Origin of the sequence: Cypionkella sp. TWP1-2-1b2 (assembly GCF_049896245.1) — a bacterium.
In the GTDB taxonomy this organism is placed as follows: Bacteria; Pseudomonadota; Alphaproteobacteria; order Rhodobacterales; family Rhodobacteraceae; genus Cypionkella.
This window is the reverse complement of sequence record NZ_JAFCTX010000003.1, coordinates 46,091-66,996: the sequence shown is the minus strand read 5'-3', so window position 1 is coordinate 66,996 and position 20,906 is coordinate 46,091. Positions and strand designations below refer to the sequence as shown.

The following is a 20,906-nucleotide window of genomic DNA, read 5'->3' as shown; positions in this document are numbered from 1 at the left end:
TTAATCCTCACAAGTTGGTTTAACTAGCCGGGTTAACCCACGGTTTTCAGGAATTGTTTCAGTCTTTCAGATTTCGGCGCACCAAACACTTCGGCGGGTGGGCCCTGTTCTTCGATCACACCGTTGTGCAGGTAGATCACATGGCTTGCGACCTCGCGCGCGAATTTCATCTCATGCGTGACAAGCACCATGGTGCGGCCCTCGTCGGCCAGCCCCTTGATCACTTGCAACACCTCGCCGACCAGTTCGGGGTCGAGCGCAGAGGTTGGCTCGTCAAACAGCATCGCACGCGGCTCCATGCACAGCGCCCGCGCAATCGCGGCGCGTTGTTGCTGACCGCCCGACATATAGGCCGGATAGGCGCCTTCTTTTTCCGCCAAGCCAACCCGTGCCAGCAGTTTGCGCGCCCGCGCCTCGGCCTCGGCTCGCGGCAGTTTCAGCACATGCACCGGCACTTCGATCAGGTTTTCCAGCACGGTTTTGTGGGTCCAGAGGTTAAAGTTCTGAAACACCATGCCAAGGCTTTGCCGCAACCGCTCTAACTGGTGGCGGTCCGAGGCTGTGCCATCTGCGCGCATCGCAACCGCTTCGCCGCCGATCTCGATGCTGCCGCCCGAGGGGGTTTCCAGAAAGTTGATACAGCGCAGCATCGTCGATTTGCCCGAACCCGAGCCGCCGATGATCGCCACCACGTCGCCTTCGCAGGCGGTCAGCGATACGCCTTTCAACACCTCATGGGTGCCAAATGATTTGTGCAGACCAGCCACACGGATTGCGATGGGCTTTTCAGCCATAGTTCCCTGAATCGGCATGTGTTTCCTGCCGTTATGATTTCAGCCATCAAATGCGCCGACCCGGAATTGTGCAAGCGAATTATTCAGCTATTGCGTTCCGGTAGCCAAGAAATCCGTCCGTTAGCGCGGAAAAACTGGGCGAACGCGGATTAATTTAGCGTCATTTGCGCCTTAGTGCCGCGCCGCCAGCGCATCTGACAGCACGCCCCGCACCACGTCATGCGGCACATCTTCGGCCACAAACGCCTCGCCAATGCCCCGCGCAAGGATGAAGCGCAGTTTGCCGTCGATCACCTTTTTGTCCTGTCCCATCAGCGCCAGCAGCGCCTCGGCCCCCGGCAGATCGCCTTGGATGTCGGATAGATCGGTTTTCATCCCCATGGCTTTCAGATGCGCGCGCACCCGACTCGGGGCTTCCTGCGCGCACAGGCCAAGACGTTGGCTCAGTTCAAACGCCAGCGCACAACCGATAGCAACGCCCTCGCCATGCAACAGCCGATCTGAAAATCCGGTCGCTTTTTCAAGCGCATGGCAGAAGGTGTGGCCAAGATTGAGCAAGGCACGCTCGCCTTCTTCGGTCTCATCACGGCTGACAATGCCCGCCTTCATCTCAACCGAGCGTGTCACCGCATATTGCCGCAAGCCGACATCGCCCTGCGCCATCGCCGGGGCGTTGGTTTCCAGCCAATCATAAAACCGCGCGTCGCCGAGCAGACCGTATTTCACCACCTCGCCATAGCCCGCCAGAAAATCGCGCGGGGCTAAAGTGCCCAACACATCAATATCTGCCAGCACAAGGCTGGGCTGGTGGAACGCCCCGACCAAATTCTTGCCCTGCGGCGTGTTGATCCCGGTCTTGCCGCCGACCGAGCTGTCAACCTGCGCCAGAAGCGTGGTCGGCATCTGCACGAACCGCACCCCGCGCCGCAGCACAGCCGAAGCAAAGCCAACCAGATCACCCACCACGCCGCCGCCAAACGCTACCACCACATCGCGGCGTTCAATCTTCTGTTCCAGCAGCCATTCGACGCAGCGGGCGAATTGCTCCCAGCCCTTCGAACCCTCGCCCGGCGGGATGGTCAGCGCGGTCATCGCGATGCCTTCGGTTTCAAACGCCTTCGCCAAATCCATCAGATGGCGGGCCGCAACGGTGTCATCGGTGATCACTGCGACCTTGCGGCGATGCAGCAAGGGCGCGATCTGACGGCCTGCCTGCGCGATCAGGCCCTGACCGATACGCACATCGTAACTGCGGGGTCCAAGATCGACATTGACCACATTCAGGCTCATCTCAGGTCCTTTCCAGCACGTCCGCGCGGGTACTCAACGCTTCGACCACCCGCTGCGCCATATCCTCGACCGACAGCTCCGCAGAGGAATCGACCACCAGATCGGCCATCTGGTAGAAGGGAAGCCGGGCGTCGTAAAGCCCGCGCAGGGTTTCGCGCGGATTTGAGGTGCGCAGCAACGGCCGCGTGGTTTTGTGGCGCACACGCTGCCAGAGCAGTTCCAGATCGGCGCGCAACCAGACCGAAACACCCGCCTCATGGATCAGCGCGCGGTTTGCCTCTGTCAGATAAGCCCCCCCGCCCGTCGACAGGATGCAGGGCGCGCCGCGCAACAGGCGCGCGATCACTTCAGTTTCGCGGGCACGGAAAAACGCCTCGCCGTCACGCGCGAATATCTCGGCAATCGAGCGATCCGCGGCGCGTACAATCTCCTCGTCCGAATCAACGAAGGGCACGCCCAGCAGGCGCGCCAATGCGGTGCCGACGGCGGTTTTGCCCGCCCCCATCATCCCGACCATCACCACGGTTTTCTTCAGCGGCACTGTTTTATCCCTGTCTGGCTTGATTTCCGGCGCGCAAATGGCGCATCGCCGCCCAAGTCAAATCTTTGTTCCCTGAATGGCGTGAACTCGGCGCAAATGCCATATACAATATGCATTGTGCTGCATTGCAGCGTAGAACAACAACAATCGCGCGGGGTAAACCCGGCGCAGCAGTAAAGGCGAAGCGGGCATGGGGCGTCTGATCAAGGTTTTGGTGGTTTTGGCGGTGCTTGGCTTCATTGGGCTTACGGGTTACGCTTATCTCGCGGATCTTTCTCCGACCGCATCAGAGATAAAGCTGCCGGTGACCCTGAATGTTGATTAACCACCTCGGCCTCTGCGTGGCTTTGGCACTTGCGCTGCCAACAGCCGCTGGTGCCGAGAAAAAGCCGTTATCCGCCATCGACTGGCTGTCGCAATCGGTCAAAACCCCAATGCCGAAAGGCAGTGTCGCCCCACAGGCCCCGGCTGAACCTGCCAGCGCTGCGGTGAAAAATGGCACGCAGGCCAATCTGCCCCCCGTCGCGAATGAGCCGAAAGTCACCACCGATGCGTTGCCCGACCAGGTGGCGACTACGGTGTTGGGCGGCACTTCGCTCGACGCGGTCGGCTTGCTGCCGCCGCAAGTGACCGGATTTCCACATGATCTGTGGGGCATCGGCCACAGCGCCGAAATTGCCGCTGATATAACTGAGGCTGGCCAGGGTGATGTGCCAGCGCTGCAATCCTTGCTGATGACGCTTTTGCTGGCCGAGGCAGAGGCGCCTGCGGATTCGGCAGGTTCGGGCGATTTGCTGATCGCGCGGATCGACAAGCTGTTGACGATGGGGGCTTTGGATCAGGCGCAGGCGCTGATCACGGCGGCGGGGGCAACCAGTTCGCCCGAATTGTTTCGCCGCAGTTTTGACGTGGCCCTGCTGACCGGTGAAGAAGACAATGCCTGTGAGGTGTTGAAATCCGCCCCCGGACTGGCCCCAACGCTGACCACCCGCGTGTTCTGCCTCGCCCGTGCTGGCGACTGGAACGCCGCCGCTTTGACCCTGCGCACCGCACAAGCTTTGGGCAATATCAGCGCCGAGGATGACGCCCTGCTGTCGCGCTTTCTTGATCCTGAACAGTTTGACGGCGAGCCGATGCCGCCCGCCCCCAAGCCGATCACGCCGCTGGTCTGGCGCATCTATGATGCGTTGGGCGAACCTCTGCCCACCGCCACCCTGCCCCCGGCCTTTGCCCATGCGGATCTGTCCGACCATGCCGGATGGAAATCGCAGATCGAGGCCGCCGAGCGGCTGTCGCGGGCAGGTGCGATCACGCCGAACGTCCTGCTGGGCCTCTATACCGACCGCGCGCCTGCGGCCTCGGGTGGGGTCTGGGACCGTGCCGATGCGTTCCAGCGCTTTGATGCGGCGTTGACCAAACGCGACGCCGCAGCGGTCGAGCAACGCCTGCCGCTGGCCTATGCCCGGATGCGCGATGTCGAGGTGGAAGTGCCCTTCGCCACTTTGTTCGCGGGGCCACTGGCAACGCTGCATTTGACGGGCGATGCCGCGCGGACCAGCTATGAATTGGGCCTTCTGTCGCCGGAATATGAACGCCTCGCCAAATCTCCCGATTCCGGGGCCGACGCGCGCAGCGTATTTCTGGCAGGGCTCGCGGCAGGATCGGTCAAGGGCCTGATCGCCCCTGACAGCATGGCCCGCGCCATTGCCCCCGCATTCTCCGATCCGCAACTGCCCGCAGATATTGCCGAGTTGATCGCGCAAAAACGCGTTGGCGAGGCCATGTTGCAAGCCATGATCCGCATCGAATCCGGTCTGCGCGGTGAGTTGGTCAAGGTCACCGAGGGCCTGTCGGTGCTAAGAAAACTTGGGCTGGAAGATATCGCGCGGCGCACCGCCTTGCAGTTGATGCTGTTGGAACGGCGCGGATAAATGCCCGCTCCTGCCAGCACCGCCCCCACCCATCCTGACAGTTGGATTTCCAGCTTTCTTGCCGCCCAAGCCGCCGATCTTGGCGCTGCGAAAAACACCCAGTTGGCATATGGTCGTGATCTGAAGGATTTCGCCGATTGGCTTATCCGCCATGCCAGCAGCTTTGCCGCAGCGGGGCGCGATCAGGTTGAGGCTTATCTGGTGTTTTGTGACGCCCAAGGTCTGTCGAAAGCCACCCGCGCGCGCAGGTTATCCGCAATCCGCCAGCTTTACCGCTTTGCACATGAGGAAGGCTGGCGCGACGACAACCCTGCCCTGCGCATCAAAGGCCCCGGTGCCAGCCAGCGCCTGCCGGGAACGCTGTCGTTGCCCGAGGTGGAGCGTCTGCTGGATGCCGCCCGCCGCAAGGGTCGGTCTGAACCGGAACGCTTGCGCAACTGTGCTTTGGTGGAACTGCTTTATGCAACGGGCATGCGCGTGTCAGAACTGGTCGGCCTGCCTGTCGCGGCGGTGCGCGGCAATCCAAAGATGATTCTGGTGAAGGGCAAGGGCGACAAGGAACGCATGGTGCCGCTGTCGCCCCCCGCCCGCGTGGCGGTGCAGCACTGGCTGGCCGAGCGTGATGCGCAGGAAGATGCCGGGCGCAAGCTGGGCAAGCCTGCCTCAAAATACCTGTTTCCCGGCTCCGGCGTCGATGGTCACCTGACCCGGCAGCATTTCTATCTGCTGATCAAGGATATCGCCGTGCAGGGCGGCGTTGATCCCAGCACCGTGACGCCGCACACCCTGCGCCACGCCTTTGCGACGCATCTTTTGGCGGGCGGTGCCGATCTGATGGTGATCCAAGCCCTGCTCGGTCATGCCGATGTCGCGACCACCGAAATTTACACCCATGTCCTGGATGAAGACCTGCGCCGTCTGGTGCTGACGCATCACCCATTGGCGACTTCGGACAAGACCAAGACATGATGCAACACCTCTGGATATACGCGCTGATCCTTGCCATGCTTTGCATCGCAGCCCTGCTCACAGCTGTGATTGCCGCTGTGCAGAACCTGCCGCATGGCCGCGCCTCGGGCCATTCCGCAGCCGCGGCCAAGCTGATCGGGCGTGGCGAGATGGGCCTGATGGCGCTGCGGCTTGCCCATAGCCTGACCGCACTTGCAGCACTTTCCGGCCTGCTGTGGCAAGCCCGCGACTGGGCAGGCTTCGATTTCGCTTGGCTGACCTTCGCCGCAGGTATTGCGCTGGCCTTGTTGGGCCGCATCATCCCCTCCGCCATCGGCACTGCAACAGCCGAGTCCACGCTTGCCCGTCTCGGCATGTTCGGTCTGATCGCTGCATGGGTATTTGCCCCGCTCGCCGCCCTGATGCAAATGCTGAAGCAAGCCGCCCTGCGCGGCTTTGGGCTGACCTTCGATCTGGCCGAACAGCATGATGCCCTGCGCGATGACATCGCAGGTGCGATTGCGTTGGGTCATTCCGGCGGTGCGATGCAAAAGGAAGACCGCGACCGTCTGCTGGGGGCGTTAGACCTGTCGGATCGGTCAGTCGAAGAAATCATGCGCCACCGCCGGCAGATCGAGATGATCAATGCCGATGATCCGCCCGGCGAGATTATCAGCCAAATGCTTGCCTCTCCGCATTCGCGCCTGCCAGTCTACCGCGATGACACCGAAAACATCCTTGGCCTTGTTCACACCAAGGACCTCTTGCGCGAACTTGACCGCCTGCTGCGCGGCGATGCCCCCGAAGGGCTTGAAAGCCTTGATATTTTGAAGGTCGCCAAGAAGCCCTATTTCATCCCCAACACCACCAACTTAGACGAACAAATGCGCGAGTTTCTCAAACGACGCACGCATTTCGCTTTGGTGGTTGACGAATACGGCGCGTTGCAGGGGTTGATCACGCTGGAAGATATCCTTGAAGAAATCGTCGGCGATATCACCGATGAATTCGATGTTGTTGCGCGCGATACCGGGCTAAAGCGCGATGGCAATGGCGATTATCTGATCGACGGTGCCATGACGATCCGCGATCTGAACCGCGCGACCGACTGGCAACTCCCCGATGCCGAGGCCAATACCCTCGCTGGGCTGGTGATCCACGAAGCCCAGATGATCCCGTCTGAGGGCCAGGTATTCCACTTCCACGGTTTCCGCATCGAAGTGGCACAGCGCCACGAAAACCGTATTGCCAAGCTGAAACTGCGGCCGATGACAAAGCTGAGGTGAAGCGATTTTTTGTTTGTGTGGTTCCGCAGCGCACGCCAAAAGCTTCGCGCAGCGAGATCAGCTTGCTGAGGAAATCTGCAAACCGCGTCAGACGATCATCAACGCATCAGCGAGGCCGACCGTCGAGGTGACACCCGAAAGCGTGATGACTTCATTCGCGCTGAATTCAAACACCACCGTACCCGCCACCACATGCGCAAACTGCGAAACGACCTGCTGCGCGCTTAACGCAGTGCTGCCCCAGATTAGATCATCCAAGACAAGCTTCTCTCTCGCGGCAACAGAAAAATCTGCCACCACGTCGCGACCAAACTCATTGTTAAACACAAACACATCGACGCCCGCATTGCCGCCCAGCCTATCGTTTCCGCTGCCACCTGCAATCCGGTCGTCGCCGACACCGCCCCAGATCGTATCGTTGCCGGCATTGCCAAACATCGTATCATTGCCCTGCGCACCATTCAGCCAATTCGCGCCGCTATTACCACTTATGGTATTGCTGGCTTCGTTGCCGGTCGCGTTCACATCAGAGTTGCCCAGCAGGGTCACGTTGCTCAACCCCAGCTTCAGCGCGACAGTGTTCGAGGTGAGCAGCAGGTTCTGGTTCACGATATCGACTTTGACGTTGCCAGTGGCCTGTGCCATCGCGAATTGATAGCTTAGCGTGCCAACTTGGCCCGAGACCATAAAGCCAGCACCCTGTTGAACCGCCAGCGCATAGCCGCCTGCAGCCGCACTGACAGTAGAATTGCCTTCGATGGTAAGTCTGGCGCCAGCCGCGCCCTCGCCAATGGAATAGAAGCCGTTTCTGTCAGTATCATTGTAGAACACGCCGGTGACAACCACCGAGGTCGGCGCGGGCCTGCCAAACAATTCGGTCAGCATCGAAGCGTTGTAACTCGTCCCGCTTTGGGCGAAACTACCGTATTCTTGCGCGATGCCAATCTCTTGGTAGCTGCCATTCAGCATGTTCTGGCGGTGGCCCGTCGTGCTGAGGAACAACCCCTGATGGTGCGCTGCGATTGCGGCGTTCAGATCCACCGTTCCGGTAGAACCGCGCCACGAGATGTTCTCGCCGATACCCGACCAGCCATAACCCGCCTGCGCCGCGCGATCCCAAGGTTGCGAGCCACCTCTGCCGGTATGCGAGAACACATCCGCCGCCAGCATCCATTGCGAATGGCCAATCGCTGCATTTTCCAGCAAGGCGTTGGGGGCAAGCACCTGCTTAGAGGCGGTAGAGATGGTTCCTGCGCCAATGCCCGCGTTCAGATCAATGCCATAGCGCGCAGCCTCAGCTGCCGGATCAAGTCGCGCCCGGTTGATCAGTTCCAGCAAATATTGCTCAGCAGCCGTCAAAGCCATCGCGGCCTCCCCATTCAAAGCAGACCGATACAACCTGCCGGACGAATAAGGCGAAGCCGCGACGCGATTGTGTCAGCGGCTGCGGAAAAGCGACCCCAGCACGCCACGGATCACCGCTTGCCCAGTTTTAGAGCCCAAACTTCTAGCAAAGCTTTTCGCAAAAGTCTCGCCGATCGAATCGGATCGGCTGGAGTTTGCCTTCTTGGGGGCGGCAGGTGTGGTCCGCCCGGCGCTGCCGCCATCATAGCGGCGGGCATTGCGGAATTCGGAATCTGCTTGATCTGCCTGCTGTTGGCTCGGCGGCTCTGCCGCATTGGCCTCTTGGGCTGCATGTTCAGCCCGTGCCCGCAGTCGCTCATAAGCACTGTCACGATCAACCACAGCGTTATATTTAGCCCCCATCGGTGAGGCCGCAATCAGTTGCGCGCGCAAGGCCGGATCAATCGGCCCAAGTTGCGACGACGGCGGGCGCACCAATGTGCGTTCTGCCACACCCGGAATACCCTTAGACTCCAGAAACGAGGTCACAGCCTCACCCGTGCCGACATCGCGGATCGCGTCTTCAATGGCGAAGCGCGGATTGGGGCGATAGGTTTCAGACGCCAGTTTCAGGTCTTTCTGATCCTTGGCGGTGAAAGCCCGCAACGCATGCTGCACGCGGTTGCCCAACTGACCCAGAATCATCTCGGGCACGTCGGCGGGGTTCTGGGTGATGAAATAGACGCCCACACCTTTCGAGCGGATCAGCCGCGCCACTTGCTCGACCTTGGCAACCAGAGCCTTCGGCGCGTCGGTGAACAACAGATGCGCCTCGTCGAAGAAAAACACCAGTTTCGGCTTATCCGGGTCGCCGACTTCGGGAAGGTTTTCGAACAGTTCCGACAGCAGCCACAGCAGGAAGGTCGCGTACAGCCGGGGCGAATTCATCAGCTTTTCCGCCGCCAGAATGTTGATCATCCCCGCGCCATTGGCGTCACATCGCATCAGGTCGGCCAGATCAAGCGCTGGTTCGCCAAACATCTCGGCGGCCCCTTGATTCTCCAGCACCAACAAACGCCGCTGAATCGCCCCCACCGAGGTCGGCGAGACCAGACCAAACCGCCCCGAAATTTCGGTCGCATGTTCAGCGACAAACGCCAGCAGGGCTTGCAAGTCTTTCAGATCGAGCAGCGGCAGTTTTTCTTCATCCGCCAGCCGGAAGGCGACGTTCAACACGCCCTCTTGCGGTTCGGTCAATTCCAGCAGGCGCGACAGCAGCAGCGGTCCCATCTCGGCCACGGTAGCGCGGATCGGATGGCCCTTTTCGCCGAACATATCCCAGAATGTTACCGGAAAGGTGCGGTATTGCAGATCAAACCCGATGGTGGCAGCGCGCTTCATAAAGCTGTCGTGCAGCTTTTGACTGGTCGAGCCTGCGGCACCCAAGCCCGACAGATCGCCCTTCACGTCGGCCATGAACACCGGAACACCCTCTGCCGAAAACCCCTCGGCCAGCACTTGCAAGGTGACGGTTTTGCCCGTGCCAGTGGCCCCGGCAATCAACCCATGGCGGTTGCCGTATCTCAACAGCAGGTTCTGTGGCATGCCATAAGCCTCACCGCCGCCACCTACAAAAATCGTCTCGCCCATGCTGCCACCTTTTGCACGATTACAAGTTGCCGATCGGCAACCGTTCCCGGTCAAAATACATTGTTAACCTAACTCTGCCAGTCTTGATCTTACCGCGCACATGCTTCGGTGTTTGTCGTGATGACTTCCTCCCTGTCAGACTGCCGCGCTGATCAAACAGCGCGGCCTTTTTTTTTACATCGCGGGTCTGTCACAATCGGTTACAATTCCAGTTGACGCGGATTTGAAAGCGCCGTAGCTTTTGCGTCATAAGTCGGCCAGTCCGACAGGGAGCATAAAAAAGTTGAAAAAGGGTCGGCTGTCCGGCCTTTTTTCCTTTTTGGTATGCCCGGTTAGCAGGATTGTTTCAGTCGTGATTGCGACAGCCGTTTTACGCCAACATGCGCGAAGATGTGATGTTTTTTTTCACTGACTTCCCGGCTTTGCCATGGTATTGCGCAGCCAAACAATCAAGAAAGAGACAGTGATGTCGATGACGACTCTGCACCGTTCCCTCGCGTTTTCTCTCGGCTTGGCCTTTGCGGCCGCGACACTTCCAGCCCTCGCACAAGAGGCCGCTCCGGCGGAGCCTGCCCCGGCTGCGACGGTGGACACCACCGCGCCGGCAGCCGAAGATCTGAATATGGGTGTTGACACCAACACGCCGCCCGCGCCGCTGACGCAAGAAGCCGCGACTGAGGGTCAGATTTACCAACTCGCAACCTTCGATGCCTGGGCACAGCGCTGCACCAAGATGAAAGACGGCTCGGACCCCTGCGAGCTGTATCAGTTGCTGAAAGACAAAGACGGCACCAATGTTGCTGAAATCAGCATGTTTGCGCTGCCCGCTGGCGGCAAGGCTGCTGCGGGTGCCACGATCATCGCACCGCTGGAAACCCTGCTGACCGCCAATCTGGCAGTGTCGGTGGATGGCAGCAAAGCCAAGATCTACCCGTTCACCTTCTGCGCCCAACTGGGCTGCGTCGCCCGCGTTGGCTTCACGGCGGATGAAGTTGCCCAGTTCAAAAAGGGCACCAAGGCCACGATCACCATCGTGCCTGCTGCGGCACCGGATCAAAAGGTTGAACTGGCGGTCGAGCTGAAGGGCTTCACCGCGGGCTATGAGGCCGTCGCGGCCACGATGCCGAAGAAGTAAAATCTGACGCATGTTGCAAGAAGCCCGCCCCGGTTTGGGCGGGCTTTTTCATGCAATATAGCCGCCTGATCCTTGCACGCGAAGTGCCTGACCACAACATCTTGTGCAAAAGCGCGCGCAAATTCACAAATCACACAAGTCATTCCCAGCGGGGAAGAACTTTCACTGTCCAGCGTGTCTGCAAAAAAGCCCGGTGTTATGCCGCTTTGCGCAACACCAGCACCGCATTCAGCCCGCCAAAGGCAAACGCATTCGACATCACCACATCGACAGGCACCTCGCGCGCCTGATTGGGCACCACATCCAACGCACACTCAGGGTCCGCCACCTCATAGCCAATCGTCGGCGCAATGACGCCCTGCTGCAACGCCATCAGGCAGGCGAGCAACTCCACCGCCCCGGTGCCGCCAATCAGATGGCCGTGCATGGATTTGGTCGAGGATAGCATCACTTTGTCCGCCGCAGCCCCGAACACCTGCGCAATCGCCGCACATTCGGTCTTGTCATTCGCTGCCGTGCCCGTGCCATGCGCGTTGATATAGCCCACCGCATCCGGCGCGACCTTGGCATCGCGCAACGCCAGCCGGATCGCCCGTGCAGCGCCTTCCTGCGACGGCATCACGATGTCTGACGCATCCGAAGTCATCGCAAAGCCGATCACTTCGGCCAGAATCTCAGCCCCGCGTGCGCGGGCATGGTCGTAATCTTCAAACACAAAGATCGCGGCACCCTCGCCCTGCACCATGCCGCTGCGGTTGAGGCTGAACGGACGGCAAGCGGTTTGCGACATCACCCGCAACCCCTCCCACGCCTTGATGCCGCCAAAGCACAGCATGGATTCCGAACCGCCAGTGACCATCACCTTGGCGCCACCACCGCGGATCGCCTGAAACGCCAAACCCATCGCGTGATTGGAACTCGCGCAGGCGGTTGAGACCGAAAAGCTAGGCCCGCGCAGACCGAACTGCATCGCCACATGGCTGGCCCCGGCGCTGTTCATCAGCTTTGGCACCACAAACGGATGCACCCGGTTTTTATCCTCGGCATAAACCGCGCGGTAGCTGTCATCCCAGGTGTTGACACCCCCCGCTGCGGTGCCCAGCACCACGCCAGAGCAGTCGCCCAGATCACCCTCAAAAACCAGCCCCGACTGTGCAATCGCCTGAGCCGCCGCGACCAGCGTAAACTGGGTGAACCGATCATAAAGCGTGATCTGCTGGCGGCTGAACAAAGCCTCGGCATCCCAACCCTTCACCTGCCCGCCGATCTGGATACTCAGCCGGTCCTTGTCACGAATGTCCAACTCGGCAATGCCACAACGACCTTCGGCAAACGCCGCATAGGTGCCCGCCACATCGCGCGCCAAGGCGTTGACCGTGCCTGCTCCGGTGATGACAACCCGCCTCATGCGGCTTTCTGAGAGATCAGGCCTTCAACCGCCGCCACAATCGAGGCCACCGAGGTCAGATCAAAGCCGCTTTTCGACGGCTCATTGGCGTTGAACGGCACGGAAATGTCGAAGGCTTCCTCAATCGCAAAGATCGTCTCAACCAGCCCCAGACTGTCGATGCCAAGGCTATCGAGCGATTGTGCCGGGGTCACATCGGCCACATCCAACACCGCCTGCTCGGCAATAATCGCGATCACTTGATCCTGCACGCTGATCACTTGGCTTTGCATGTTCATCGGGTTTCCTAACCTGTCCGTTTACCCTGTCTAATCAACATCAGGTAACAGGGATATGGCTTTCTCCAATTCCGCCACGCGGGACGCCAGCCGGGGCAAGCGGCGCAGCGCCTTTTGTATCTCGACATGGGTTTCCATCTTGACCGCAGGATAGCCCAAAAGCACCCGGCCCGCAGGCGCATTGGTCAAAATTTTCGTAGCCCCGCCCGCGATCACATCATCGCCGATGAAAATATTGTCGCTGACCCCAACCTGCCCCCCCAGCACCACCCGGTCGCCGATCTTGGCCGAGCCCGCAATCCCCACCTGCCCACACAGCAAACAATCGCGGCCCACCTGTACGTTATGGCCGACATGGACCAGATTATCGAGCTTCGTCCCCGATCCAATCACCGTATCTCTGATCGTGCCACGATCAATCGCGACATTCGCACCAAGCTCCACATCATCGCCCAACGTCACCGCGCCCAGCGAGTGTATCCGCACCCAGCGCTGCTCGCGAATTTCATCGCGCTTGCCCAGACTTGCGCGGATTTCTTCAACCCCGGATTTCTCAGGGGTCACAAACGAAAACCCATCCGCCCCCACCACCGCCCCCGGCTGGCAGATAAACCGATGCCCGATCGTCACCCGCGCACCAATCCGTGCGCCTTGTAGGATCAGCGCGTCATCGCCAATCACAGCGCCTTCGGCAATCGAGACATGGCTGGCGATGCGAGCCCGTGCGCCGATCCGAACATCCGCCCCGATCACCACAAACGGCCCAACCGCAGCCCCCGCACCGATCACCGCCGAGGCATCGACCAGCGCCATCGGATGCACGCCGATAGCAATCACAGGCCCCGGATCGAGCATCACCGACAGCCCCGCCATCGCCAGCCGTCCGCGTGGCGCGAAAATCGCTGCTTTCAGCCCCAAACTCCGCCAATCCGCGCCCGGCCATAGCATCGCCGCCTGCGCCTGACCCTTTGCCAAACCGTCGCCATAACGCGGGTCCATCGCCAAAGCCAAATCCTGCGGACCAGCACTTGCAGGTTCCGAGGCACGCACAATCAGCAGGTCAAGATCGCCCTCGGCCTCAGCCCCTAAAGCCTGCGCAATGTCGCGGATCGTATGGGCCATGGTATCCTCCGGCGCTTTGCAGAAGGTTTAGCGCGGATAACCGGCAGCTTGAACCACAATTCTTACAACTGCCAGACGGATTTCCCCGCAGGGAAATCACATTGTTTCAATCTGCTATCCCAACGGGACATCAGCCCTGCACTTCCGGCAAGGCCACACCCGCCTCGGTCAGCGCTTCAAACAGCTTGCCATCGCGGCCATAGACATCGCGCCGGTAAGCCATCCCTGTCTTGGTCGGCCAAGCGGTGTAATAGACCAGATGCACCGGCACCGGCACCTCCAGCGAGACTGAACTTTCGTTCTTGGCATCGAGATGCTCTTGGAACAGGCCTTTCGGATCGCTGGTCTGCTTGGCAAGCAAAGTATAGGCAAAATCAAACGGGTCGCCCAAGCGGATGCAGCCATGGCTGAACGCCCGCACCTCATTGGCGAACAGCGCTTTCGCGGGCGTGTCATGCAGATAGATGTTGTAGGGGTTCGGGAACATGAACTTCACCTTGCCCAAGGCGTTACCGTCCGACGGCGGCTGACGCAGGCCAAACGGGAAGCTCGATGCCGAATAGGCCGCGAAATTCACCGCCCCACGCGGCACCACCCGCCCCCGGCCATCAATCACCTGCAAATGCCCGACCGCATTCGGGTTGCGCTGCAACATCGGCAGGTATTCCTTGACGATGATCGAGCGCGGCACCCCCCAGCTGGGGTTGATCACCATATATTCCATCTGATCGGAAAATTCCGGGCTGCGCATCTCGGGTGCGGCTTTGCCCACCACCACACGCGTTTGAAACGTCACCCGGCCGTCATCGACGATTTCAGCAGTGAAATCCGCCTGATTGACCCAGATATGCCGCGCCCCAAGATCAGTATGCGCCATCCACCGCATCCGCTCCAGTGCCACGGTCACCGATTGCAACCGCTCGGCTGGCGTCGTATTCAGCGCCTCAATGGTGGATTGCCCTGCCACACCATCGGCGGCCAAGCCCTGATCCAACTGATAGCGCTGCACAGCGCGCTGCATCTGGCCATCATAAATCGCTGTGGCCGAGCGGCCCATATAGCCGAGCTCGATCAAGCGATCCCGCAGCGCCACCACCGCGTCGCTGCTGTCTCCGGGTGACAGTTTTGCCGCCGAAATTCCGATCAACGACGGCGCTTCGCGCTCCAGCCGCAGTTTTTCCTTCACCAACCGGGCATATTCCGCGGCGATGGGCAGCAAAGCCTTAAGGTAGGCGTCGGGCGCAGTCGTGGCCGCCATTCCAGCCAGCAACACCGCCGGATCAGGCCGGATGATCTCGCGCAGGATGGTCGGATCAATCTTTTTCGGCGTCAAAGCCCCCGAACTGACATCGCGCGCATAAGACAAATAGGCCGTGGTCATCGCCATTTCCAAGCGGCCCCGATCACCTTCCGTCACCGCCGCTTTCGCCAACGCGATCAGATCAGCCGGATCGTAGCGCTTCACCGGCAGGCCCTGATCTTCAGCCGTCGAAAGCGCCATGATCAACGCATGACGCCGCGCTTGATCATCCGGGCCGGTCCACAACGGTTGATAGCCATGGCTGCGGTAAAACGCGGCGACCGCCTCATCTGCGGCCGAGGCTTCCGCCAAAGAGCGTGTGAAAGCGTCGCTTTGCGCCAAGACGGGCGCGGCCCACGCCAAGGCGACGGTCAAAGCAGTGGTGGCGGTCAGGCGGCGGATAACTCCGCAGGCGCGCGCGGAAAAACTGATGTGCACGATGATTCCCATTGGTCGGGCCAAGCCCTGTCGCATCTGATAGTGGTTTACTTTGAAAAGCTTGGGTGAAATCGTTGAAACTGTAAACTCGTGTTAACGCATCTGCCTGCGCAGAGGGCGCGACTAACCCAGCGATTGTCGCATATTCGCCACGAATAAGGCAGATACGGAAATCCCCACTTGGTTCCCTCATTTTCAGCAATTTTTTGCCTATTGCTGCCAGACTTGGATTCGGCGGCCATTCTGCTCTTTGGCTTCACCGCAAGCTGTGCCATAAGGTGGCCAGCACTTGGGGATGAAGTGACGAACAGAACCGCGACTTCAGGCGGTCAAAGACCAGCGACGGGACAGGCGCAAAGAATGGCGAATATGACATCGAACGTGATCTCGCGGCGTGGGCTGCTTGGGGTTTTTGCGGCAACTGCTGTAATCGCCGCACCGACTTACTCCAATGCTTTCGGCCTTCTGAGGGGCGCAGGCGATATTCGACGGATCCGGATGTATTCGGGTCGCACCGGGGAAAGTATCGACACGATCTATTGGGTCGAAGGCGAATACATCCCGGAAGTGACCAAAGAAATCAACCACTTCATGCGCGATTGGCGCTCGGACGAAGTGGTTGGGATGGACCCCCGCAACTATGACATCATCGCAGCCGCACACCGCCTGCTGGATGTCCGCGAGCCCTACATGCTGCTGTCGGGCTATCGCAGCCCGGCGACCAACGCGATGTTGCGCTCGCATTCGCGCGGAGTAGCCAAGCACTCTTTGCACATGAAGGGTATGGCGGCTGACTTGCGGTTGAAATCGCGTTCGGTCAGCCAGATGGCCAAGGCGGCAGAGGCCTGTTCGGCGGGTGGTGTCGGCCATTACTACGGTTCGAACTTCGTGCATATGGATTGCGGTCCGATCCGCACCTGGGGCGGCTGAGGCGGGTTTTCGCGCAAGGTCGATCAACATTTAAGCAAAAAGGCGCCGACTGGGCGCCTTTTGTTTTTCGCAGGGTTCAGGATTGTTTCTGCAACCCGCTTAATCGCGGCAGATCAATTTTCATCCTCGGAACGTGGTGCGAAAGATCCGGTCAGCGTCGCCTTACCTCGGAAGCCCTGTGCCACGACAAATTTCTCAGAACTATCCGCCCTGCTCGCTGGCGGCTTCACATTGGCAACCTTGTTGAACGATTTTTTCAACTGCACCTGCATCTCATTTTCCGCGCCGCCCGCCAGAACCTTGGCGATAAACGTGCCGCCTTCTTCCAGCACGTCAAAGGCAAACGCCAAAGCCGCCTCAATCAACGCGATGATGCGCAAGTGATCGGTGCCCTTATGCCCCGAGGCCGAGGCCGCCATATCTGACATCACCACATCAGCCTTGCCGCCCAACCAGCCCTTGACCAAGGCATCCGCCTCATCCGAGAGGAAATCCAGTTGGTGAATTTGCGCGCCCGCGATGCTTTCAATCTCTTGCAGATCAATGCCCAGCACGGTGCCAATCGGCTTTTTAGGGTTGTCGCCCAAAGCATTAACCCGCTTCACCGCGATCTGACACCAGCCCCCCGGCGCACAGCCAAGGTCCACCACCCGCGCCCCCGGCACGAGGAAGCCGTATTTCTCATCCAACTCGGCAATCTTATACGCCGCCCGGCCCCGTAACCCTTCCTTCTTGGCGCGGATGACGTAAGGGTCGTTCAACTGCCGCTCTAGCCACAGCGTAGAGGACAGCTTGCGGCCCTTGGCGGTTTTGACCCGCACACGCAGCTCGCGCTGGCCCCGACCGGACGTGCTCTTCCCTGATGTGGTTTTCTCGGTCATTCGAACGGCCCGTCCTCTAACACGCCATCGGCGCTCATCTGTGCATACAAAAGCCCTTCACGCAGGCCACGGTCTGCAACAGAGAGGCTATCCGTTGGCCATATCCGCATAAGCGCTTGAAGGATAGCCGCGCCGGACATGATCAGCGTATGTCGGTCACGGCCAATCCGCGGATCATTGCGCCGCCCCTCCGGCCCCAGCGTCAGATATTCCCGGATCACCAGATCAATCTGATCGCTGGTCATCTGCAAGCCATCGACCTTGGTGCGATCATACCGCCGCAGGCCCAAGTAGCTGGCCGCCACCGTGGTGACGGTGCCCGAGGTGCCGATAATCTGAAACCCCTCACGCTTTTGCGCCGAGGCATAGGGACTGAACGATGCCAGATTCTCCTCAAAAAACCAACTCATTAACGCAAACCGCGCCGCGTCATCCTCGACATCCTGAAACTGATCCTTCAGCGTCGCCACCCCCAGCGGCACCGAAATCCAATCCACCACCCGCGCCCCCGCAGGCTCCACCTGAAAGCCCCGGTGCAGCCGCATGATCGACTTTGGCCGATCTTCGGGGGCCACCGCCGACAGATCAATCCAGACCAGTTCGGTTGATCCGCCGCCAATATCGACCACCAAAAGCTGTTCAGTCGAGCGATTGACCAGCGGCGCACAAGAAATCACCGCCAACCGCGCTTCTTCCTCGGCCGGAATAATCTCGACAATCAGCCCAGTTTCGCGCCTCACCTGCCGCATGAACTCTTTGGAATTGCGCGCCCGACGGCAGGCTTCGGTTGCGACAAATCGCATCCGCGTCACGCCATGCTGCTCAATCTTCTTCTGGCAAATCCGCAACGCCTGCATCGTGCGCCCCATTGAGGCACGACCAAGCCGGCCCGAGGCTTCCAGCCCCGCGCCCAGTTGGACAGTCTTAGAAAAGCTGTCCACAACCACAAACTGACTGCCCTTTGGTTGGGCAATCAACATGCGGCACGCATTTGTGCCTAAGTCCACGGCAGCATAAAGCCCCTTGGACCACAGGCCTGGGGGGGCCGACGGGTCAGTTTCGCGGAAAGCACTTGGTGCCTCGACCGCTGTTCGCATCGCGTCCGCCCCCAGGGGACGCTCGGGCGCCATAATCGCCCTCCATTGGTGGTTGCCTCAAAGGTAGTCGCGTTACCGGTCAGTGGCAAGCACCCTGCCCGACCCATCAGCAAACGTGATCTGAGCATTCATACAGATGATGAAAATTTCTCCATCCGCAGGCTCTGGTCGCACGCCCTGTTTGTCGCTAGCAACAAGCGTGGTCGCTACAAGCATGTTCTATGTCGAAAACCGACCGTATGTGTCGCGTATCGCCGCATAGAACAGGAGACAAAATAGATGGGGGAATCAGCTATGCCGGATGTAACAGTAGTGTTTTGGCGCGATATTCCGGCACAGGTGATTGTCGGTAAGGGGCGGTCTGCGTCTAAGGTGCAACTGCCCGAGCGGTTTGAGCAAGCGATTGACCGTTGTGCGATGAAAATCGGCGCTAAAGGTGCCGACGCTTACTTGGCCGAATGGCGCAAAGCCGATCCCTATCCGGTGGAAGGCGAAGCCGCCGAGGTCGCCGCTGCCGAGGCCGCCCGTCTTGACGCCACCTATGACACCGAGCGCCTGAAAACGCTGATCAACGCCGAGGGCTGGGCGCAAGCCTGACCGTTCTAAGGGAGGCCCGCGTGGCACTGAGCTTTTTCCGCAAAGACACTAAACCCGCCGCCAACACCGATGCGAATGAGGCCTTTCTGAAAGGCTATTCGATCGAAGTGATGCCGCGCACCGCCGAAAAGGTGGAAGATTTCCGCGCCTTGCTGCCGAAAGGCACCCGCGTGTATATCGCCCATATCGAGGGCACGCCGATTGAAGATATGGTGGCCACCGCCAAGCGCATCGCAGGCGAAGGCTTTGACGTGATGCCGCATTTTCCGGCGCGCATCATCCATGACAAGGCCACCTTGGCCGACTGGATCAAGCGCTATCAGACCGAGGCGGGCGTCAAGCAAGCCCTGCTGCTTGGCGGTGGTGTCAACACCCCTGCTGGTGATTTTGACAGCTCGATGCAGTTGATGGAAACCGGGCTGTTCGATGGTTTTGAGCGTCTGCATGTCGCTGGCCACCCCGAGGGCAACAAGGACATCGACAAAGACGGCGGCGATGCCATCGTCATGCAGGCTTTGAAGTGGAAACAGGCGTTTTCTGAACGCTCGGATGCGAAAATGGCGATTGCGACGCAGTTCTGCTTTGAGGCGGGTCCGGTGATCGCCTGGGCCAACCACTTGGCCGAGGCCGGCGTGCATCTGCCGATCCATATCGGTGTGGCAGGCCCCGCCAAGCTGCAAACCTTGATCAAATTCGCGATTTCCTGTGGCGTGGGTGCTTCGCTGCGCGTGCTGCAAAAACGTGCTATGGATGTGACGAAACTGCTGCTGCCCTATGAGCCGACCGAGTTTATCTCGGGCCTCGCCGCGCACAAAGCGGCTAATTCGGCTTTTGGCGTTGAGCACGTTCACTTCTTCCCGCTGGGCGGCATTAAGACCAATGCGGCTTGGGTTACTGAAAATGGCGGCGACGCTGGTGTGCCCGCAAATGCTTAAAGAGAAGGTTTAAGAATGACCCGTACCGTTATCGAATCCAAAACAAAAACCGTGATCATCGGTTTTGACGAACCGTTCTGCGTCATCGGTGAGCGCATCAACCCGACGGGCCGCAAAAAGCTGGCAGCCGAAATGGAAGCGGGCAATTTTGAAACCGTTCTGCGCGACGCGCTAGAGCAGGTCGCCTGCGGTGCCAACGTTCTGGACGTGAACTCGGGGGCGGTGTTCACCAACAAAATGGCAGAAGACCCGCGCTATGCCGACAACAATTTTGTCGAGCCGCCACTGATGCGCGAATTGATCCTGCGGATTCAAGCCGTGGTCGATGTGCCGTTGTGCATCGACTCTTCGGTTCCCGGCGCGTTGGAGGCTGGATTGATGGCCTGCGAGGGCCGTCCGCTGCTGAACTCGGTGACGGGCGAAGAAGACCGCATGGAACTGGTTCTGCCGCTGGTGAAAAAATACAACGTGCCGGTAGTGGCGATTTCCAACGACGACACCGGGATTTCGCAAGACCCCGATGTGCGGTTTGCAGTGGCGAAAAAGATTGTCGAACGTGCCGCAGATTTTGGCATCCCGGCGCATGACATCGTGGTTGATCCGCTGGTGATGCCCGTCGGCGCGATGGGTTCGGCTGGCCAGCAAGTGTTCGCCTTGGTGCGGCGTCTGCGCGAAGAATTGGGCGTCAACACCACTTGCGGGGCATCGAACATATCGTTCGGCCTGCCGCATCGTCACGGCATCAACGCGGCGTTTTTGCCGATGGCGATTGGCGCAGGCATGACTTCGGCAATCATGAACCCGGTGCGTCTGCCAGAGATGGAAGCCATTCGCGCCGCCAACTTCCTGATGAACCATGATGCCAATGGTGGTGAGTGGATCAGGTTCGCCAAGGTGCTGGAGGCTGTTGAGGCTGGGGCGACCTTTGCCGAGGCTTCGGCTGCGGCAACGGCGGCCACTTCGGGGCGTCGCGGCGGTCGTCGCGCGCGCTAAGCTTTCGA

20 protein-coding genes are annotated in these 20,906 nt (G+C 59.9%); 9 read left to right on the top strand and 11 right to left on the bottom strand.

Going from position 1 to position 20,906, the window contains the following annotated elements:
* Positions 1-32: 32 nt before the first annotated feature.
* From ACP7AP_RS02455 to ACP7AP_RS02445, 3 genes are all read right to left on the bottom strand, one after another.
* Positions 33-794 (bottom strand): ABC transporter ATP-binding protein, encoded by a 762-nt coding sequence (locus ACP7AP_RS02455; protein WP_426031879.1) that lies wholly within the window; start codon positions 792-794, stop codon positions 33-35.
* Between the two features lie 171 nt (positions 795-965).
* Complete coding sequence (gene aroB / locus ACP7AP_RS02450; RefSeq protein WP_426031877.1) at positions 966-2,084, bottom strand: 3-dehydroquinate synthase; 1,119 nt, start codon at positions 2,082-2,084, stop codon at positions 966-968.
* Between the two features lies 1 nt (position 2,085).
* On the bottom strand, positions 2,086-2,625 hold the full coding sequence (locus ACP7AP_RS02445; protein WP_426031875.1) for a shikimate kinase: 540 nt from the start codon (positions 2,623-2,625) through the stop codon (positions 2,086-2,088).
* Positions 2,626-2,815: 190 nt separating this feature from the next.
* Here ACP7AP_RS02445 and ACP7AP_RS02440 point away from each other — a divergent pair, with 190 nt between their 5' ends.
* From ACP7AP_RS02440 to ACP7AP_RS02425, 4 genes are read left to right on the top strand one after another with little or no spacing between them, the layout of a single operon-like run.
* Positions 2,816-2,950, top strand: a complete 135-nt coding sequence (locus tag ACP7AP_RS02440; RefSeq protein ID WP_426031873.1) for a hypothetical protein — start codon at positions 2,816-2,818, stop codon at positions 2,948-2,950.
* The gene (locus tag ACP7AP_RS02435) at positions 2,940-4,556 is read left to right on the top strand and encodes a hypothetical protein (RefSeq protein WP_426031871.1); all 1,617 of its coding nucleotides are present in this window, start codon (positions 2,940-2,942) and stop codon (positions 4,554-4,556) included. The genes ACP7AP_RS02440 and ACP7AP_RS02435 overlap by 11 nt, the downstream gene beginning before the upstream one ends.
* Complete coding sequence (locus ACP7AP_RS02430) at positions 4,557-5,525, top strand: site-specific tyrosine recombinase XerD (protein ID WP_426031869.1); 969 nt, start codon at positions 4,557-4,559, stop codon at positions 5,523-5,525.
* Positions 5,522-6,790: a transporter associated domain-containing protein gene (locus tag ACP7AP_RS02425; protein WP_426031867.1), complete on the top strand. Its 1,269-nt coding sequence runs from the start codon at positions 5,522-5,524 to the stop codon at positions 6,788-6,790. Before ACP7AP_RS02430 ends, ACP7AP_RS02425 begins: the two co-directional genes overlap by 4 nt.
* Before the next feature lie 87 nt (positions 6,791-6,877).
* Here the strand turns inward: ACP7AP_RS02425 and ACP7AP_RS02420 are convergent, their stop codons facing one another.
* The gene (locus ACP7AP_RS02420) at positions 6,878-8,155 is read right to left on the bottom strand and encodes a CAP domain-containing protein (protein WP_426031865.1); all 1,278 of its coding nucleotides are present in this window, start codon (positions 8,153-8,155) and stop codon (positions 6,878-6,880) included.
* Positions 8,156-8,227: 72 nt separating this feature from the next.
* Entirely contained in the window at positions 8,228-9,784 is a 1,557-nt protein-coding gene (locus tag ACP7AP_RS02415) for a helicase HerA-like domain-containing protein (RefSeq protein ID WP_426031863.1), read from the bottom strand.
* A 466-nt stretch (positions 9,785-10,250) separates the two neighbouring features.
* Here ACP7AP_RS02415 and ACP7AP_RS02410 point away from each other — a divergent pair, with 466 nt between their 5' ends.
* On the top strand, positions 10,251-10,919 hold the full coding sequence (locus ACP7AP_RS02410) for an invasion associated locus B family protein (protein ID WP_426031861.1): 669 nt from the start codon (positions 10,251-10,253) through the stop codon (positions 10,917-10,919).
* A 196-nt stretch (positions 10,920-11,115) separates the two neighbouring features.
* Here ACP7AP_RS02410 and ACP7AP_RS02405 read toward each other — a convergent pair whose 3' ends face one another.
* The 4 genes from ACP7AP_RS02405 to ACP7AP_RS02390 form a co-directional block, all read right to left on the bottom strand.
* Positions 11,116-12,327 (bottom strand): beta-ketoacyl-[acyl-carrier-protein] synthase family protein, encoded by a 1,212-nt coding sequence (locus tag ACP7AP_RS02405; RefSeq protein WP_426031859.1) that lies wholly within the window; start codon positions 12,325-12,327, stop codon positions 11,116-11,118.
* Positions 12,324-12,605: an acyl carrier protein gene (locus ACP7AP_RS02400; RefSeq protein ID WP_416136338.1), complete on the bottom strand. Its 282-nt coding sequence runs from the start codon at positions 12,603-12,605 to the stop codon at positions 12,324-12,326. The genes ACP7AP_RS02405 and ACP7AP_RS02400 overlap by 4 nt, the downstream gene beginning before the upstream one ends.
* Before the next feature lie 30 nt (positions 12,606-12,635).
* Positions 12,636-13,727, bottom strand: coding sequence for a UDP-3-O-(3-hydroxymyristoyl)glucosamine N-acyltransferase (locus tag ACP7AP_RS02395; protein ID WP_426031857.1), 1,092 nt, complete (start codon positions 13,725-13,727; stop codon positions 12,636-12,638).
* Between the two features lie 130 nt (positions 13,728-13,857).
* On the bottom strand, positions 13,858-15,477 hold the full coding sequence (locus ACP7AP_RS02390; protein ID WP_426031855.1) for a L,D-transpeptidase family protein: 1,620 nt from the start codon (positions 15,475-15,477) through the stop codon (positions 13,858-13,860).
* Between the two features lie 357 nt (positions 15,478-15,834).
* Here ACP7AP_RS02390 and ACP7AP_RS02385 point away from each other — a divergent pair, with 357 nt between their 5' ends.
* Positions 15,835-16,395, top strand: coding sequence for a YcbK family protein (locus ACP7AP_RS02385; RefSeq protein WP_426032119.1), 561 nt, complete (start codon positions 15,835-15,837; stop codon positions 16,393-16,395).
* A 113-nt stretch (positions 16,396-16,508) separates the two neighbouring features.
* Here ACP7AP_RS02385 and ACP7AP_RS02380 read toward each other — a convergent pair whose 3' ends face one another.
* Positions 16,509-17,276 carry an RlmE family RNA methyltransferase gene (locus ACP7AP_RS02380; RefSeq protein ID WP_426031853.1) on the bottom strand — a complete coding sequence of 256 codons (768 nt, stop codon included), beginning with the start codon at positions 17,274-17,276 and terminating at the stop codon, positions 16,509-16,511.
* Positions 17,273-18,406 carry a Ppx/GppA phosphatase family protein gene (locus tag ACP7AP_RS02375; protein WP_426031851.1) on the bottom strand — a complete coding sequence of 378 codons (1,134 nt, stop codon included), beginning with the start codon at positions 18,404-18,406 and terminating at the stop codon, positions 17,273-17,275. Before ACP7AP_RS02375 ends, ACP7AP_RS02380 begins: the two co-directional genes overlap by 4 nt.
* Positions 18,407-18,667: 261 nt before the next feature.
* Here ACP7AP_RS02375 and ACP7AP_RS02370 point away from each other — a divergent pair, with 261 nt between their 5' ends.
* From ACP7AP_RS02370 to ACP7AP_RS02360, 3 genes are read left to right on the top strand one after another with little or no spacing between them, the layout of a single operon-like run.
* Positions 18,668-18,970 (top strand): virulence factor, encoded by a 303-nt coding sequence (locus ACP7AP_RS02370; RefSeq protein ID WP_426032117.1) that lies wholly within the window; start codon positions 18,668-18,670, stop codon positions 18,968-18,970.
* A 20-nt stretch (positions 18,971-18,990) separates the two neighbouring features.
* Entirely contained in the window at positions 18,991-19,905 is a 915-nt protein-coding gene (locus ACP7AP_RS02365) for a methylenetetrahydrofolate reductase (RefSeq protein WP_426031849.1), read from the top strand.
* A 15-nt stretch (positions 19,906-19,920) separates the two neighbouring features.
* Entirely contained in the window at positions 19,921-20,898 is a 978-nt protein-coding gene (locus tag ACP7AP_RS02360) for a methyltetrahydrofolate cobalamin methyltransferase (RefSeq protein ID WP_426031847.1), read from the top strand.
* The last annotated feature ends 8 nt before the right edge of the window (positions 20,899-20,906 follow it).

What these genes read in the sequence shown, in the direction of transcription:
- ACP7AP_RS02455 (WP_426031879.1), bottom strand. Translation starts at nt 794, where the DNA reads ATGGCTGAAAAGCCCATCGCAATCCGTGTGGCTGGTCTGCACAAATCA.
- ACP7AP_RS02370 (WP_426032117.1), top strand. Translation starts at nt 18,668, where the DNA reads ATGCCGGATGTAACAGTAGTGTTTTGGCGCGATATTCCGGCACAGGTG.
- ACP7AP_RS02435 (WP_426031871.1), top strand. Translation starts at nt 2,940, where the DNA reads ATGTTGATTAACCACCTCGGCCTCTGCGTGGCTTTGGCACTTGCGCTG.
- ACP7AP_RS02410 (WP_426031861.1), top strand. Translation starts at nt 10,251, where the DNA reads ATGTCGATGACGACTCTGCACCGTTCCCTCGCGTTTTCTCTCGGCTTG.
- ACP7AP_RS02425 (WP_426031867.1), top strand. Translation starts at nt 5,522, where the DNA reads ATGATGCAACACCTCTGGATATACGCGCTGATCCTTGCCATGCTTTGC.
- ACP7AP_RS02375 (WP_426031851.1), bottom strand. Translation starts at nt 18,406, where the DNA reads ATGGCGCCCGAGCGTCCCCTGGGGGCGGACGCGATGCGAACAGCGGTC.
- ACP7AP_RS02430 (WP_426031869.1), top strand. Translation starts at nt 4,557, where the DNA reads ATGCCCGCTCCTGCCAGCACCGCCCCCACCCATCCTGACAGTTGGATT.
- ACP7AP_RS02405 (WP_426031859.1), bottom strand. Translation starts at nt 12,327, where the DNA reads ATGAGGCGGGTTGTCATCACCGGAGCAGGCACGGTCAACGCCTTGGCG.
- ACP7AP_RS02380 (WP_426031853.1), bottom strand. Translation starts at nt 17,276, where the DNA reads ATGACCGAGAAAACCACATCAGGGAAGAGCACGTCCGGTCGGGGCCAG.
- ACP7AP_RS02420 (WP_426031865.1), bottom strand. Translation starts at nt 8,155, where the DNA reads ATGGCTTTGACGGCTGCTGAGCAATATTTGCTGGAACTGATCAACCGG.
- ACP7AP_RS02390 (WP_426031855.1), bottom strand. Translation starts at nt 15,477, where the DNA reads ATGGGAATCATCGTGCACATCAGTTTTTCCGCGCGCGCCTGCGGAGTT.
- ACP7AP_RS02415 (WP_426031863.1), bottom strand. Translation starts at nt 9,784, where the DNA reads ATGGGCGAGACGATTTTTGTAGGTGGCGGCGGTGAGGCTTATGGCATG.
- ACP7AP_RS02395 (WP_426031857.1), bottom strand. Translation starts at nt 13,727, where the DNA reads ATGGCCCATACGATCCGCGACATTGCGCAGGCTTTAGGGGCTGAGGCC.
- ACP7AP_RS02440 (WP_426031873.1), top strand. Translation starts at nt 2,816, where the DNA reads ATGGGGCGTCTGATCAAGGTTTTGGTGGTTTTGGCGGTGCTTGGCTTC.
- ACP7AP_RS02360 (WP_426031847.1), top strand. Translation starts at nt 19,921, where the DNA reads ATGACCCGTACCGTTATCGAATCCAAAACAAAAACCGTGATCATCGGT.
- aroB (WP_426031877.1), bottom strand. Translation starts at nt 2,084, where the DNA reads ATGAGCCTGAATGTGGTCAATGTCGATCTTGGACCCCGCAGTTACGAT.
- ACP7AP_RS02385 (WP_426032119.1), top strand. Translation starts at nt 15,835, where the DNA reads ATGACATCGAACGTGATCTCGCGGCGTGGGCTGCTTGGGGTTTTTGCG.
- ACP7AP_RS02400 (WP_416136338.1), bottom strand. Translation starts at nt 12,605, where the DNA reads ATGAACATGCAAAGCCAAGTGATCAGCGTGCAGGATCAAGTGATCGCG.